This is a genomic window from Rhodococcus sp. BH5 (assembly GCF_027583855.1).
GTDB lineage: Bacteria > Actinomycetota > Actinomycetes > Mycobacteriales > Mycobacteriaceae > Rhodococcus_F > Rhodococcus_F qingshengii.
On the sequence record NZ_JAJHVW010000004.1, the window covers coordinates 384,364 to 399,863 of the forward strand.

Annotated in this window: 12 protein-coding genes and 1 pseudogene; 5 read left to right on the top strand and 8 right to left on the bottom strand. The window is 64.6% G+C overall.

Features of this window, described 5'->3' with window-relative positions:
• Nucleotides 1-35: 35 nt before the first annotated feature.
• Together RhoBH5_RS13460 and RhoBH5_RS13465 are read left to right on the top strand one after the other, a co-directional pair.
• Nucleotides 36-1,007 (top strand): ABC transporter substrate-binding protein, encoded by a 972-nt coding sequence (locus RhoBH5_RS13460; protein ID WP_228232469.1) that lies wholly within the window; start codon nucleotides 36-38, stop codon nucleotides 1,005-1,007.
• Nucleotides 1,004-1,705, top strand: a complete 702-nt coding sequence (locus RhoBH5_RS13465) for a (2Fe-2S) ferredoxin domain-containing protein (protein WP_064111920.1) — start codon at nucleotides 1,004-1,006, stop codon at nucleotides 1,703-1,705. Before RhoBH5_RS13460 ends, RhoBH5_RS13465 begins: the two co-directional genes overlap by 4 nt.
• Nucleotides 1,706-2,035: 330 nt before the next feature.
• Here the strand turns inward: RhoBH5_RS13465 and RhoBH5_RS13470 are convergent, their stop codons facing one another.
• The 5 genes from RhoBH5_RS13470 to RhoBH5_RS13490 form a co-directional block, all read right to left on the bottom strand.
• Nucleotides 2,036-3,481, bottom strand: coding sequence for an aldehyde dehydrogenase (locus tag RhoBH5_RS13470; RefSeq protein WP_003945530.1), 1,446 nt, complete (start codon nucleotides 3,479-3,481; stop codon nucleotides 2,036-2,038).
• Between the two features lie 4 nt (nucleotides 3,482-3,485).
• Nucleotides 3,486-4,655: a hypothetical protein gene (locus RhoBH5_RS13475; RefSeq protein WP_042452600.1), complete on the bottom strand. Its 1,170-nt coding sequence runs from the start codon at nucleotides 4,653-4,655 to the stop codon at nucleotides 3,486-3,488.
• A 1-nt stretch (nucleotide 4,656) separates the two neighbouring features.
• Nucleotides 4,657-5,844, bottom strand: a complete 1,188-nt coding sequence (locus RhoBH5_RS13480; RefSeq protein WP_007734522.1) for a phosphotransferase family protein — start codon at nucleotides 5,842-5,844, stop codon at nucleotides 4,657-4,659.
• Nucleotides 5,845-5,983: 139 nt separating this feature from the next.
• On the bottom strand, nucleotides 5,984-6,871 hold the full coding sequence (locus tag RhoBH5_RS13485) for an ROK family protein (RefSeq protein ID WP_076948595.1): 888 nt from the start codon (nucleotides 6,869-6,871) through the stop codon (nucleotides 5,984-5,986).
• 4 nt (nucleotides 6,872-6,875) lie between these two features.
• Nucleotides 6,876-7,646 (bottom strand): class I SAM-dependent methyltransferase, encoded by a 771-nt coding sequence (locus RhoBH5_RS13490; RefSeq protein WP_003945692.1) that lies wholly within the window; start codon nucleotides 7,644-7,646, stop codon nucleotides 6,876-6,878.
• A 173-nt stretch (nucleotides 7,647-7,819) separates the two neighbouring features.
• Here RhoBH5_RS13490 and RhoBH5_RS13495 point away from each other — a divergent pair, with 173 nt between their 5' ends.
• Entirely contained in the window at nucleotides 7,820-9,034 is a 1,215-nt protein-coding gene (locus RhoBH5_RS13495) for a glycosyltransferase family 4 protein (RefSeq protein ID WP_270008406.1), read from the top strand.
• Here RhoBH5_RS13495 and RhoBH5_RS13500 read toward each other — a convergent pair.
• Entirely contained in the window at nucleotides 8,981-10,720 is a 1,740-nt protein-coding gene (locus RhoBH5_RS13500; RefSeq protein WP_270008407.1) for a hypothetical protein, read from the bottom strand. The genes RhoBH5_RS13495 and RhoBH5_RS13500 overlap by 54 nt on opposite strands.
• A 33-nt stretch (nucleotides 10,721-10,753) precedes the next feature.
• Between RhoBH5_RS13500 and RhoBH5_RS13505 the strand changes: the two genes are divergently transcribed.
• Nucleotides 10,754-11,980 (top strand): lipopolysaccharide biosynthesis protein, encoded by a 1,227-nt coding sequence (locus tag RhoBH5_RS13505; RefSeq protein WP_116057169.1) that lies wholly within the window; start codon nucleotides 10,754-10,756, stop codon nucleotides 11,978-11,980.
• On the opposite strand, the gene RhoBH5_RS13510 is transcribed toward RhoBH5_RS13505, so the two are convergent.
• Together RhoBH5_RS13510 and RhoBH5_RS13515 are read right to left on the bottom strand one after the other, a co-directional pair.
• Complete coding sequence (locus RhoBH5_RS13510; protein ID WP_136471523.1) at nucleotides 11,961-12,917, bottom strand: ABC transporter substrate-binding protein; 957 nt, start codon at nucleotides 12,915-12,917, stop codon at nucleotides 11,961-11,963. The genes RhoBH5_RS13505 and RhoBH5_RS13510 overlap by 20 nt on opposite strands.
• A 169-nt stretch (nucleotides 12,918-13,086) precedes the next feature.
• Complete coding sequence (locus RhoBH5_RS13515) at nucleotides 13,087-14,220, bottom strand: DUF3068 domain-containing protein (RefSeq protein WP_270008408.1); 1,134 nt, start codon at nucleotides 14,218-14,220, stop codon at nucleotides 13,087-13,089.
• A 216-nt stretch (nucleotides 14,221-14,436) separates the two neighbouring features.
• Here RhoBH5_RS13515 and RhoBH5_RS13520 point away from each other — a divergent pair.
• Nucleotides 14,437-15,486: pseudogene (locus RhoBH5_RS13520) on the top strand (acyltransferase family protein); the annotation flags it as partial.
• Nucleotides 15,487-15,500: the final 14 nt, after the last annotated feature.

The window sequence follows — 15,500 nt, forward strand, 5'->3', positions numbered from 1 at the left end:
TGTTGACAGTTGCCGGCTGCTCGGCAACTGCACCGGTGGACGAAGCTGCAGACAAGACTTCGGTGACATTGGAGAACTGCGGGACCGAAAGCACTTTCCAGCTTCCGATCGAGAACGTCGTTGCGACAAGCAATGCGGCCAATATCGGCACCATTCTCCGAGTCGGCGGTTTGGATCGTCTCGCGGCCGTCGTGTTGAACACGAACAACGACGCGGTCATGGAGTCGATGTTCGGCCCTGGAATTGCGGACGTCCCACACCTGGACGGAACGATCACGATGGAGACGATTCTGGGTAAGCAGGCGGACCTGGTGGTCGGCTCCTACAGTGGCTTGTTCAAGGGCGCCTCCGGTGTGACGCCGGAATCGCTGCAGAGCAACAACATCGATGCATATGTGATCTCCGATAGTTGTCGGCAGAGTGCCGCAGCGGATTCCGCGCTCGGCACGATGGGTCCGTGGGATGCCCTTCGTGCGGACGTGACCAATTACGGAAAGCTGTTCGGAACCGAGGACACCGCCGCCGAGGCATTGACCGAATTGGATTCACGTTTGGCACGTCTGGAGTCCGCGCCAGATGCCGCCGACAAGCCGAAGGTGCTGATCTACGACAGCGGTGAAGAAGATCTGTACACCAGCGGAGGCAACGGAGCCCCCAACGGAATCATCGACGTCGCCGGGGGAACCAATGTGTTCGCCGACGTCGACAACACCTGGTTCAAAGCGAGCTGGGAGACCGTCGCGAAGTCAGAACCCGACATCATCGTGATCATGGACTACAAGAAGAGTGCCGACGAAGTACAGGGCAAGATCGACGCGATCAAGAGCCGAGAAGGCCTGCGTGACCTCGACGCAGTCAAGCAGAACCGTTTCGTCGTACTCCCGCTCGCCATGTTCACCAGTGGGTTCCCCAATATCTACGGCGCGGAACAGTTGCGCGCGAAGATCGAAGAGTTCGGGCTGGCTCCGTCGAGCAGCATCGACTGGACAACCGCGCCGTCGGCATGAGCAACAACCGGTGCTCGCGTCGGGTGATTGTCGTCTTACGGCCGACTGTCAGCGGCCTGGACGAGTCGGCTGCGCGACGGATGCTCGACGCTGTTCGGGCCGGCACCGACGCCGACGTTCGCGTTGCGTACCTCGATGTCTCCTCGCCGAGCCTTCACGAGGAACTCGATCGAGCCCATGTCGATGACGTCGACAAGGTCGTGTTGATTCCAGTTGCGGTGCCGAGGGATCGGTACCTGCTCACGTGGACCAGCAAGGCGGTTGCGAACTGGCGCGAAACCCGGATCGACGCCGAACTGGAAGTGACGCTCCATGAAACGGAAACGCTCGAAGGTGCGGTGGCCGGGCAGGTGATCGACGAACTCGACTCGGCGGGAAAGCCGATCACCGCGAGTCCGGCGTCGTATCGCAGTCCGGCGTGGTCCGTGATCGAGCAGCACGATAGGCATCTGTTGGTGTGCAAGGGCCCTCGTTGTATGGCGTACGGAGCAGGACCGTTGCACCGGGCGATGAGCGCGGCGGCCAAAGGTACCTCGTCGAAGGTGACCGGAACCGGTTGTCTGAGCCCGTGCAACCTGGGGCCGTTGGTGATCGCGAACCCCGGCGGTACCTGGTTCGGGCACGTGGACGCCGGTGACGCTGAAGCATTGGTCGCAGGTCAGGAGAATCAATTGGAGGATCACGTTCTGGACCGGTAGATACAGGTCGGCGAAACAGAGAACCCGCTGAGCGCGAAGTGCGCTCAGCGGGTTCTGTTGTCCTGTCTCAGGAACCGAAGGGAAGGGTTCCCGGCGGGATCTGGTATCCACTGCTGCCGACGGAGGCGCTGCCCCAGAGTGCGAGGAAAGCGTTGATGGCGTTGGTGAGCATATGAATGTCCTTTGTGAGATGACTGATTCGTTTTCGACGGTACCGGGTGGATCTGTGGATTCGCTGGGAGTTGGCACCCATTTCATGGGGTTGGCACCCGTTCCGGCAGGTCGGAACGGGTGCCAACTGTCAGCAAAGGGTGCCAACTCCCGGGTGGGTCAGCCCACGTAGCCGGGCGGCATGAGTACGGACTTGGTCTCGCAGAAGGCTTCGAGGCCCTCAGGTCCGTTCTCGCGCCCGATACCGGAGTTCTTGTAACCACCGAACGGCGATCCGGGATCGAAGGCGTACCAGTTGATCGCGTAGGTACCCGTGCGGATCTGCGCAGCAACTTCGAGTCCGTGATCGATGTCGGTGGTCCACACCGATCCGGCGAGGCCGTAATCCGAATCGTTGGCGATCTTGATGGCCTCGTCCTCGGAGTCGTACGGAATCACCGAGAGAACGGGTCCGAAGATCTCCTCGCGTGCGATGGTCATCGAGTTGTCCACGTCGGCGAAGATGGTCGGCTCGACGTACCAGCCCTTGTCCAGGCCGGCGGGGCGTCCACCACCGAGTACGACGCGCGCGCCTTCTTCCTTACCCTTGGCGATGTAACCCTCGACGCGCTCGCGCTGCTTCTCGGAGATCAGCGGGCCGAGTTGTGCTGCGGGATCGGACGGATCGCCGACGGTCATGAAGCCTGCGGCGGTCTTCATTCCCTCGATGACCTCGTCGTAACGCGAACGGGGAGCGAGGATTCGGGTCTGAGCGACACAGGCCTGACCGGTGTTCATCAGGCCGGACATGACGAGCATCGGCATTCCGGCGGCGATGTCGGCGTCCTCGAGGATGATCGCGGCGGACTTGCCACCCAGTTCGAGGGAGCAGCGCTTGAGGTTCTGTGCGGCGATGGCACCGATCTTGCGGCCGACGGCACTGGATCCGGTGAACGTGATCTTGTCGATGCCCGCATGAGAGACCAGGTATTCGCCGGTCTCGGCTCCGCCGGGGAGCACGGAGATGACGCCTTCGGGAACGCCTGCCTCGGTGAAGATCTCGGCGATCACGTGGACGGAGAGAGGGGATTCGGGTGCGGGCTTGAGCAGTACGGTGCAGCCGGCGAGCAGTGCGGGGGCCAGCTTGTTGATCGCCAGGAACAGCGGGACGTTCCAGGCCAGCACGGCGGCGACGACGCCGACGGGCTCACGGGTCACCTTGGTCTGCCCGAAAGCGCCGGTGCGCTTCTCTTCCCACGCGAACTTGTCGGCCAGCTCGGCGTAGTAGCCCAGCGTCGCCATCGACGGGGTCTGCTGCATCATGCCGACCATGGCGGGCGGCTGGCCCATCTCGTTGGAGATGAGCTGGTTGATCTCCGCGCTGCGCTCTTCGATCAGCTTGGCGGCCTTGGCGAGGATCGCGCCGCGCTCGGCGGGGGTGGTGCGTGACCACGGTCCCTCGAACGCCGCGCGGGCTGCGGACACGGCCGCGTCGATGTCTGCCGGTGCTGCGATGGGACAGCTGCCGACGCGCTCCTCCGTTGCGGGAGAGAACACTTCGAGTACCTGGTCGGTGGCCGGGGCCACCCATGCTCCACCGATGTAGAGCTTGTCGTAGTCAGTCATCAATTCATTCCTCGGTGTTGTCGGTCGCCGCGAGGGCATACGCGTCGTCTGCCTGTGCGGTGTCGGTGAAACTGGTGAATCCGTATTTCTCGTGCGGTCCGATGGCGGCTACCTCGAAAAGACCGGTGCCGGTGTTGGTGTTCGTGCCTTCGGTGAGCGTGAAGGACGCGAGGTTGTCGACGGGGGAGAACATGCGTTGGAACGGTTCGATCTCGTGGACCTTGTGGCGGAGCCCTTGTACGACGAGTTCGCCCTGCCACATTCCGTGACGCCAGTCCTGTTCGAGCCCGTAGCCGGTGCCGATTCCGATGTAGTTGGCCAGCAGCAGTTCGCAGGCGACGGTGAGGACTTCACCGCCTGGCCGGTGGAAGGTGATGGTCGCTCCGGTGACGTCGCGGGTGTCGGGGCAGAACGTCAGCTCGTGTTCGGGCCGGCCGAGCCATTCGTTGTCCCTGGCTTCGTCCGGCCACACTCGCATGGCTTCTTCGACGATGCGCCTGCCCTGCTCGTCTTCCTGCATGATCACCGAGATCGTGAACTCGTCGAACTGCATGACCGCGTAGATCCAGAAGAAGTTCTGGATTCCGTCGACGGCGCGTCTGCCTTGCGGTTCGGCTTCACCGACCGGACGCACACCCCACGAGCGGTCGCGGTTACCTCGCCACGTCTTCGGGTCGATCGCGAAGTCCTCCCCGTCGACGGTGAGCGATCCGGTCCAGGTTCCGGTCTGCAGGAAGCGTGAGGTGTCGAACGTGACTCGTTCGAGTTGACGGCGAAAGTGCTTGGGCTCGAGCGCCGCCGGGATGGTGGCGTCGAAGGTGATGTCGAAGGAGAGATCGTATTCGCTGCCTGGTTCGAGGACGACGCGGAGCTTCTGCAGTCCTTCCAGCACTTCGATGCGCAAAGGTCCGACGGTGGTGTCGGTGCGGTCGGCGCCCAGAGCCTTCGACATACGAGCAACGATGTGGTCGTCACCGCGGCGCAGTACCGCGAAGGCGTCCATGACGCCGAGGTTGGGGTACTGGCCGAGTCCGACGATGAGGAACACGTCGGGGGATTCGGTGGGGTAGCAGTTGAAGTAGTAGCGGTCGTAGAAGTTTCGATCCGAGGTGGCTACGTGACGGATCGGTTCGGCGATCTGGTGAACGGGATAGTCGTCCATCGGTGAGAGCATGTCAGGCCAACCTCTCCCAGTAGGTACCGTCGAGCATCGCGGCGAGCGAAGCGCGGTGCATGATCATGTCGTCGGGGTCTTCGGGTCGCTGTGACTGGCCGAAAGCTATGGCGCGAGCCTGGATTCGCCACATGATGACCGCCTGACGCAGTGCGGCATAGGTAACGTAGAACTCCAGATCGTGTGGGGTGTGGCCGGTGATCTCGGCGTAGGTCTGCGCGAGATCCGGCAGTCGAAGGAAGTCGGGAAGACCGGGTAGGTTCGCCAGTCCGGCGATGTCCTCGAAGAACCTGTGCAGGAATGCCATCCAGCCCAGATCCATCTCCCGCGGGCCGAGAGTTGCCATTTCCCAGTCCAGTACGGCTACCGGCGCGAAGTCCTGGTACATGACGTTGCCGATGCGCGAGTCGCCCCAACAGAGCACTGCCGGCGAATCGTCCGCGGGATTGTTCTCCTCGATCCAGTCGAGGGCACGTTCGATGAGCGGTGATCTGATCCCGTCGGAGACCACCCACTCGTAGTACGCGCGCTGCTCGGCGATGTGCGCCGTGAATGCTTCTCGTGCAGTCGTTCCCGAATTCGGGAGTCGGAGGAAGTCGAAACGCTCACCAGGTTTGTCGATGGCATGCAACTGAGCCAGGACGTCGACCGAGCTGCGCTGCAGGGTCTTTCGCTGCTCGGGAGACGCTTCGGTGACCCACGATCCGAAGTTGTACGGCATGACGTCCGGTGGCACGTCGCCGGAGATGCGTTCCATCACGAAGAACGGCGCACCCAACGCGTCCGGGTCGGATTCCGACCAGTACACCGCGGGTACGGGCACTGCCGAGTGCTCGCGCACCTGAGCCATGGTGCGGAACTGGGATTCGAGGTCGTAGGCAGGAAAGACCGGCATGGTCGATTCCGTCGGCGCCACCCGAGCGACCAAGGGATGATGTTCGCCGTCCCAGGTGGCGTCGAAGAGGATGGTTTCGCTGGACATGCCGTTGGCTGCGGGCAAGGTGACGTCGGCGACGGTCACAGTGGATCCGCTCGGCACCTTGCCGGCCATCCACCGTTCCAGGCGCTCACGGAGGTCTTCGGTGTCGCGGAGGGAATCGCTTGGTCGGGCGACCTGGGCGTGATGCTCGGTTTCATCGGTCGAAGAAGCAGTCGAGGCAACGTCAGATGAGGAAGCGTCTGGGCTCACGGTCACCTCCTTCCCGTAGGCGTCACGTGCAATGCCCGTAACGGTGTGAGTCAGAACACTAAAACACGTTACAGAAATTGGGAACAGGTGGCACCCGTTTAGTGGGACTCCCTGCGGATTTATCGGGGAAGAACGCGTGTCAGATAACGGCGGTGAGCGCGAGCAAGCCCGCACCAGTCAGAGTTCCGGCGCCACCCAGCTCGGCGGGAACGATCCGGAGCCCGGCGACGAACGACAAACGGGCATGTCGGGCAGCCGCGTCGAGCATCGGTTCCCACAGCGGTGTACCCGACTGGGCGAAACCGCCGCCGATCACCGCGAGGTCCACGTCCAGGAGGGCAGCCGCCGAGGCGATGGCACCACCGAGCGCCGTGCCTGCACGGTGAAGCGCGTCCACGGCGATCGCGTCGCCGCTGCGTGCACCCTCGGCTAGTTCACGGCCGGTGTTCCCCGACCAGCCCTGGCTACGAGCCCATCGCACCGCGGACGGTCCACTTGCCACCGTCTCGAGGCAGCCGACGCCCCCGCAGCTGCACGGTTCGGCAGATCCTGGAACGACGATGTGGCCGATGTGACCGGCGTTCCCCGTGCGACCCCGAGCAATCTCACCGCCGAGAACGATTCCTCCGCCGATTCCCGTCGAGACGACCAGGCTCAGGAGGTTCGGGGTTCCGCGTCCGGCGCCGTGGTGGAACTCCGCCAATGCCGCTGCGGCTCCGTCCATGGCGAGGGCGGTTCCGGCATCGGGAAAGACGCTGCGGACGCCCGCTACGAGCTCGAATCCCTGTGCCCACTCGGTGATGTTGATGGGAGCGACGACGCCGGCGACGGTGTCCACCGGCCCGGCGCACGCGATGCCGACACCGTCGACCTCTCGGCCGTCTGCGACTCGTTCGAGCAGCGCCGCACACGCTCTCCACGGGTCGGTCTGCGGCGTCGGCACGCTGTCGAACACGGGAACGCGGCCGTCCTCGGACACGACCCCGGCAGCCATCTTGGTACCACCGATGTCGACTGCGAGGCGCATGTCGCTATCGCTTTTCGAGAACCACGACGAGGTTGCTCACCAGGAACTCCCGCAGACCGGGGACTCGGACCATCCACCACGCCCACGACGGGTGGTAGCGCGGGATCGCGGCGAGCAACGTGCCCTGGCTGGTTCCACGGGCCCAGCGTAAGCCGTCTGTGGCGCCGACTTTGAACAACGACACCCCGAATCTGTTCTTCGGTTCGCGCCCGGTCTTGCGTAGGTACCGCTTGGCTGCGTACTCGCCGCCCAGCGCGTGCCACGGTCCGGTTTCGTGGCCGCCGAACGGACCCCACCACAGGGTGTACGAGAGAACCATCAAGCCGCCGGGCTTGGTCACGCGCAGCATTTCCTCGGCCATCAGCCAGGGCTCGCTGACGTGTTCGGCCACGTTGGAGGAGAAGCAGATGTCCACGGACGAGTCCAGGAACGGCAGTGCCAAACCGGATCCACGCACCGCGCCGCCCACGGTCAGACCCGCAGCATGCATCTCCGACGGATCGGGTTCGACGGGAATGTAGCGGGCACCTGCGGCTTGAAAGACCTCCGCGAAATAGCCCGGACCACCGCCGACGTCGAGGACGGTGAGACCGTCGAGGGATCGTCCGGTGTGACCTTCGTGCAGGTCCGAGATCAATTCGACGGAGTCGCGCGCAAGCGCGCCGTAGAAGATGTCGGGCGCGGACTGCTCGTGGCGGAAGTCGCTGAGCAGGCCGAACGAGCGTTTCAGGGTTGCCCGTCGGCCGAAAATGCGGGTCACTGCGGGCTTGGTCACGGGTAGCAACTTTAGCCACTGGGTCGCCCGGTCCACGAACACCGTCAGGAGCGCGGCAATACGGACGCTCGAACAGTTAGGGTGTTCGGCAGGGTTACCGGCCGGTCAGGCGGGGCATCCCGCAGGATCGCCCGAACCGGGGTGGCCACCGACCAACTCAGGGAGTAACGCACGTGCGCGAGGTTCTGTTGCTCTGCTGGCGCGATACCGGGCATCCCCAGGGCGGTGGAAGCGAGCGTTACCTCGAGCAGGTCGGATCCCAGTTGGCCGAGCGCGGTATCAAGGTGACGCTGCGGACGGCGTCGTATCCCGGGGCGCCCGCGTCGGAGGTTCGAGACGGCATCACGATCAGCCGGGCCGGTGGACGTTTCAGCGTGTACCCCCGCGCTCTGGCCGCCATTGCCGCCGGACGTCTGGGTTTCGGATCGCTCAAGGGCATCCGCCCCGACGCGGTGATCGACACCCAGAACGGCATCCCCTTCTTCTCGAAGACCGTGGCGGGTGCACCGGTCACGCTTCTGGTCCATCATTGCCATCGCGAACAGTGGCCGGTGGCAGGCAAGCTCGTCGGCCGGATCGGCTGGTGGGTCGAATCGCGATTGTCACCGCGCACCCATCGACGTAGTCAGTATCTGACGGTGTCGCTTCCCTCAGCGGAAGAATTGGTGGACCTCGGTGTCGAGCGCGAACGAATTGCCGTGGTGCGTAACGGTGCCGATCGGCTCCCCGTCGGCGTCGACGCGGGCGGATCGATCACCAGGGCCGAGCGTCCCACCATCTCGGTTCTCTCACGGCTGGTGCCGCACAAGCAGATCGAGGACGCACTCGAAGCGGTCGCAGCCCTGCGGCCGACGCTTCCGGACATCCATCTCGACGTCATCGGTGGTGGTTGGTGGGAGCAGAACCTGCGCGATCGCGCCGCCGAGTTGGGGATCGGTGACGCCGTCTCGTTCTACGGCCACGTCGACGAGGCTCGTAAACACGAACTGCTGGCGCCGTCGTGGATCCACCTCATGCCTTCGCGGAAGGAAGGGTGGGGCCTGGCGGTCATCGAGGCTGCGCAGCACGGTGTTCCGACGATCGGTTACCGCAGTTCGAAGGGTCTGACCGACTCGATCGTCGACGGAGTGACGGGCCTTCTGGTCGGGGGCGAGAATGCCGGTGACGGCGACATCGCCGATCTGACGCAGGCTGCCGGCACTCTGCTCCGCGACCACGAACTTCGCATGGTGCTCGGTGAGAAAGCTCGGGTGTGGTCCGGTGAGTTCTCCTGGGAGCAGACCGGCACCGGAGTGCTCGAGGTGCTGACCGCGCACAACGACGGTCGGTGGGTCTCAGGACTGGCCGCGCCGCGCGAGTCGAATTCGGTTCTGGTTCAGTCCGACTGAGATCAGCGCGATCGCACCCATCAGTACCCACGCGAGATGCGCAACTACGACGGCAGTTCGGGCACTGGTCGAGGCTTCCTGCGTGGCAATGTCTCCCGGTACTCGGAATAGCGCGAGATCGTTGTCGGCGAAGACCTGTTCCAAGCCGTCGAGCGTGGTTGCCGAGTTGCCGAGTTGACCTGGTGTCCCGCGCTCGATCAGTACCCATCCGACTCCGAGATCGGCCAACTGCGTAGGACTTCCGCCGGCCAGCAGTAGGTCCTCGACCCGAGTTGCCCGAGTCCCCTCGCCGCCGACAGCACCACCGGCAACCACCAGTTGGCCGGTCTGCAGAACGTCGAGGGGCAGGAAGCGTGGTGCAGGGTCGAGTACCGGCGCATCACCGCTGTAGGGGAACGCGCGGAACATTCCGGCGGGAAGCACTGCAACGTCACCGGTTTCGTCTCGCAGTTGCTCGGTCACCACGGTCCAGGACCCGGGGTAGTGCACGGGCTTCAACGCGCCGCCGACACCCCACACCAGATCCGGCAGTGCCACGATCGTCACCACGACGGCGGCGACCGAGAATGCCGGGCGGGGGAGGGAGAACCGATTTCCTGCCCACATCACCGCGGCGGCCGCAGCAAGTGCGTAGAACGGGACGGCCAGCGCGACCCACTTCTGCGCGTCACGCAGTAGACCGGCGCCGGTGAACACCTCGACCGACCATCGGCCGACGTCGAGCCCCCACGGAGTAGCGCCCAGGGTCGGAGCGAGCACCGCGAACAGGGCCAGCGCGCCGAGTCCACTGACAACGGGGTTCCGGCGTCGGCGCCATAGAGCGGGCACACCGGCAAACACCACGACAAGCAGAAGAACTGTTCCGACCAACGCGAAGAGTGTTGTGCGCGTGGACGGTACCGCTGCCGAGTTCCAGATACCGCCGAGCCCGGCGAGGCTGCCGAGCGTCGCGAGTCCCGGTTCTGCTCGGGCGGCAAAGGCGGCGACTCCCGCTGGATCGGAACCGTCGCCTGCTGCTCCGGATACGAAGGTGGCGACCAACCACGGCGAGGCGGCGACGAGGAACAGCCCGATAGCGCCGCAGACACGCCGCATGGCCGAGGTTCGGCCTCCGGGGGTGGCTACCACCACCAGCGCGGCTGTCAGAGCGAGCAGAGCGCCGGTAGGTGTCAGACCCGCGTATGCCAGTGACGCGGCCAACGCCCACCAGGACCCGGGCGTGGCTCGGCGAACTCCGATTCCGGCACACACGATCCACGGCAGTGCGGCATAACCGGTCAGCAGGCTCCAATGTCCTTGTAACAGGCGCTCGGCCACGTAGGGGTTCCAGAGCATCACCGTCGACGCGACCAGTTGTGGACCGACACCGGCCGTCGGCAGCAGGACGGCGACCATGCGCGCCGCACCCCAACCGGCGAGCCAGAGCGCCACGAGCAGGATGAACTTGACCACCAGTCCGCCGTCGATCACGGTGCTCAACGCTGCGATCAGTGCGTCCTGGGGAACGGCGCGGGCCGCGGCGTCGGTGAGTCCGAGGGCGGAGTCGGTCAGGTACGAGCGCGGCGTGCTGACGGCGTCGCGCAGCAGGAGGTAGCCGGGGCCGAGCAGCGGTCCGAGGATCAACAGTGCCAGCGCCAGGCTGTACGCCGCAGGCAGGTAACGGCGGTATCCGGCTTGCACTGTCATGACGCGCACGATACGTGGTGCATCATTACTGCCATGCCTCGCCAACCACTCGATCGCGCCGCCGCGGCCGGGGTCGGCATGGTTTTGGTGGGATCGATGACGGCCAATGTCGCGTCGTACCTGTTGGCATGGTTGGCCAGCCGATGGTTGGGTCCGGTCGGCTACGGCGAGTTCGCGAGTCTGCTTGCCGCCCAGTTGGTACTTGCGGTTCCGGCTTTGGCGTTGCAGACGGTGGTCGCCCGCGAGGCGGTGCGTGGCAAGAGCACAGATGCGTTGCGGTCGTTGGGGTATCGATGCACCGCGATCGTCGCCGTCCTCGCGGTGGCGCTCACTCCGGCGATGGCGTGGCTGCTCGACACCGGAATCGTGGCGTCGTTCTCGGCATTGGTGACTGCGCCCATGTTGGTTCTGCTGGCCACGGAGCAGGGGTTGTTGCAAGGACACGGTCGATTCGGCACTCTCAGCGCCGTACTGGCAGGGGCCGGGGTGATGAAAGTCCTTCCGGCAGTGATCGTTCTGGCTTTCGGCGGCGGAGCAGGCGCGGCATTGGTCGCGGGCGCGGCCGGAACTGCGTTGCTGGTGGCGATAGTTCGAGTGGTCGACCGAACCGTCTCGGTGAGCGAGGACCGTCCGGTGCGTATCGGCGTCGTCTCCGTGCTCGCGGCGTCTCAGGTTCAGCTCGCGCTGATCGCGTTGTCTTCGCTGGACCTGCTGATCGTCCGTGTCGTTCTCAGCGAATACGACGCCGGTGTCTACGCACTCGGCGCCGTCGCGACGAAGGTGGCGTTCTGGCTGCCACAGGCAGTGGGCGTCGTGCTGTACCCGAAGATGGCGAACCCGGCGCACTCGGCGCAGGCGGTTCGCTCGGCGTTGGCGGTGCTCGTCGGTATCGGCGCCGTCCTGGTTCTGGGGGCCGCGGTTGCCGGCCCGCTGGTGCCGATGCTCGTGGGCGACGCGTACGCCGCCGTGGCTCCGATGCTGTGGGCCTTCGCCCTGCACGGTGCAGCGCTGGCGGTACTCCAGGGTGCTTTGCTGTCCGCAATCGCGTCAGAACGCACACGAGTGGCCGTTCTGGCGTGGGCAGGACTGGCCGTGGAGGCGACGGTGATGCTGGTGTGGGCGAAGACGCCGGGAGAGTTGATCGGCGTCGCCGTGGTGGTTGCGTCGACGACGGCGTTGGCGGTGTCCGTCGCCGCAGTGCGAAGTGCCGACCGCGCCCGGCCGGCACCTCACACCGGCGTCAGTTCTCCAGACGCGTGAACAAATCGTCGAAGTAGTCGAGCGTACGCATCGCGGTGTAGACGGATCCGTAGTTGATGTTCCCACCCGTGTAGACGACGTTGTCGCCTTGTACTGCGCGGATACGGTTCCACATCGCGCGGTCGTCGCTGACGGGATCCACGCCGGGCGGGGTGGTGACGATCATTCCGTCGGCCGAGTCGAGGGCAGTCACGAGGTTTTCGGTAGAGATCTCCTTCTGTCCCTCGACCGGCCACTGGAGCTGGACGCCGAGGTCTTCGGCCACCTGTGTGGAGATGCCCTTGCGGTTGACGCCGTTGACCTTCTGATTCACGTAGTTCAGCAGCACGATCTGCTTGCTCGCCAAGCTCGGGGCGTGGCGTTCCTTCAATCCGGCTGCCTTGTCCTCGTACGCTCCGATGACCTGACGGACGTCGGGGTTCTCGGTGCGATTCAGCCAACTCGCCAGCTGATCGATGTTCTCGCGCCACGGGCGCGTGAAGTCCATCGGAAGCACAGGCGCTGTCTGGCTCAACTGCTGTAGCGGCCACATGTCGGAGGCCTCACCGATGTCGGTGCAGATGATCAGGTCCGGTTCCAGCGCGAGAATTGCCTCGACGTTGACCGGTGCCTCGAACACCTGTGCCGTGGGATCGGCCGGAACCCACGGCTCGGCGGCGTCGAAGCTGTACGCGATGACCGGCAGGCCCATCGCAACGGCTGGTTCGAGGTCGAGTCGGGAGTCGATGGCGACGACGCGTTTCGGTGTCACCGGAATGTCGTAGGTTCCGAGCGAGGTCGTGACCGTGCGCATCCCGGCCGAATCGCCCTCGGTACCGGCGGACCTCGCGCAACCGGCGGCGAACAGCCCGGAGAATGCAGCCGTGCCGACAACAAATCTCCGTCGCGTCAGATCGCTGACACAGATGTGCGAACCCAGAACTGTTGATGCGGGCATGTGGCTCCTCGTGTTCGGGGTGGTCTGGACTTCCAGAAAACGCTAAGCCCGCAACCACGCGGAGAGAACGACGCGTTGCGCCAATCCGTACGCCGATCCGGCAACAAAGCCCCGAAACGCAGCAGAGCGCCCCTTCCGTGTGGAAGGGGCGCTCTGCTTACTGTCTGAATCAGTCCTTGCGCAGATCCGGACGCGGAATCACCTGAGTGTCGTCCGAGGTCCAGTCGTGCTCACCCGGAGCCGGCTCGGGCGAGCCCTGGCCGCTGGGATTCTGGTTCGTTCCGCCGTGTGCAGCGCGGGCCGGAGTTCCGCCCTTGCCGCCGCGAATGCCGAGGAAGATACCGGCGATCAGCGCGATGACGCCGAGCACACCTGCCACGATCGGGACTGTGCGGGCGAACAGCGAGAGCTTGTCCATGCCGTCACGTGCCTGCTGGACCTGGTACTCGATGGTTGCTTCGTCGAAGGGCAGCGTGACCTTGAGAACCTCGACGTCGACCGAGTCCTTGTTGCGTCCGTAGTACTGGTGCAACTGCTCCTGGCCCTTGACGACGACGCCGGTCTTGGGCTCGACCCACAGGTCACGGACGTTGGTGTACCAACGCGTCATCGTGATCGGAGTAGCGCCACCGGGAACGCCCCAGGTGTCGGCGGGCAGGCTCAGCTTGTTGGTGGGGGAGTTGACGACCTTCGACAGGTCGACGGGATCGATCGTCTGCTGGAAGTGGTACACCTTCAGACCGTTGATCTCGGTCTCTTCGACGAAGTCGATGTCCTTCGTGGCGCGAGCGTTCAGGTCGAAGTAGGGGTAGCTCTTCTGTTCCGTGTTGAACGGGAACTTGTACTGCAGACCGTCGCGGGAAACTTCTTCGGCGGGCTGGTCGCTGGACGTCTGGACGGTTCCGACCGGATCGTTGGTCGGCATCGAGCTGACGCGATCGAGCGTGACGCGGTCCAGGGTTGCGGTCAGCAGTCCGGTGTCACCCTGCTTGTCGGTACGACGGACGGTCTGGCCGGCTTCGACGGTGATGATGTCGGCGTCGGACGGGTCCTGCGTGGTGACGTAGCGCTGAGCGACGATCGGCACGTTGGTGTCGACCTGTGCCTTTCCGCCGAGGAGGGCCGCCGAGTTGAGGACGCTACCGGTGCCTGTGGCGACAGTGGTCACCTCGAGGTCGAGTGGCGTCTTCTCCAGCTTGCCTACCGTGTAGGTAGGAATGAGGATGGCGATGGCCAAAAGGAAGGCACCGAGGCCCACCAGAATGCAAGGAAGTATCCGGCTCGGCCCTGAGCGTTCCGCCATGCTGTGACTCCTAACCCGTTAAGTCTTTCGAGGTTCCCCAACCGGCACAATATGAGCTGCGCAGATCGCATGGGGCCCCCGATGGACACCATGTGTGGCAGAACACTAACAGTCCACCGGCCCGGTTTGTCGCATGAGGGCATGAATTGGCCAGGCATTTTGTTGTGAGTCCCTGGTGGTTTCCCTCAATCGGCCTGGGGTGCACACTTATCCGTGATGATCAGTTCCACGAATTCCCCTCAGACGGTCCCGCCACAGGCTCGGGGCTTCGTTCCGGCTTTGGACGGTATGCGTGGATTGGCGGCGCTCGGTGTCCTCGTCACCCATGTCGCGTTCCAAACCGGTGAAGCGCAGTCCGGCGCGATCGGGCGCGCGTTCGGTCGACTCGATCTCGCCGTAGCGGTGTTCTTTGCCTTGTCCGGATTTCTCCTGTGGCGCCCCCACGCGGCAAAGGCCCGCGGAATCGGGCAGCCGCAGTCGACCGTCCGGTACTGGATCTCCCGCGCGACGCGAATCCTGCCGGCGTACTGGGTGGCGGTGGTGCTGATCCTGCTGTTCCTGCCCGGAGCCGGCGGGGGCTACCAAGTGTGGCTGGCGAATCTCGGGTTGGCGCAGGTCTTCGTGCCGTTGACACTCACCGAGGGCCTCACGCAGATGTGGAGCCTGTCGGTCGAGGTTGCGTTCTATGTTCTGCTACCGCTGTTCGCGTATCTGATGGTGCGACTACGCGGAAACTCGGCCCGGTTCCGGCTCCCGCTTCTGCTCGGGGTGTCGGTGTTGGCGCTGACGTGGGCTTTCATTCCGATCCCGACTCCGGACGCCATTCACCACGACAACTGGCTGCCGGGCTACCTGCCGTGGTTCGGCGCCGGCATGGTGCTGGCCGAGCTGGCCGTGGGCCCGTCGACGTGGATGCATCGCCTCGCGCACCGGCGGGTGCTCCTGACCCTCATTGCCTTTATCGCCTTCGTTCTCTCGTGCACTGATCTGGCCGGGCCCGAAGGTCTGGTGCGGCCTGAGCCGTGGCAGTACGCGATCAAGATTGCACTCGGTGCGATCATCAGCTTCTCGTTGATCGCTCCACTGGTTCTGCGCGATCAATCGCAGCATCGATTCCTGGCGAGCCCGCTGGCGCTGGCAATCGGACGCTGGTCCTACGGCCTGTTCATCTGGCACCTGGCCGTATTGAACGCTGTGTTCCCCGTGTTCGGCATAGTTCCGTTCTCGGGCAGCTTCTTCTACGTCCTGGCCCTGACGGTCGTCCTGAGCGTCGCTGTGGC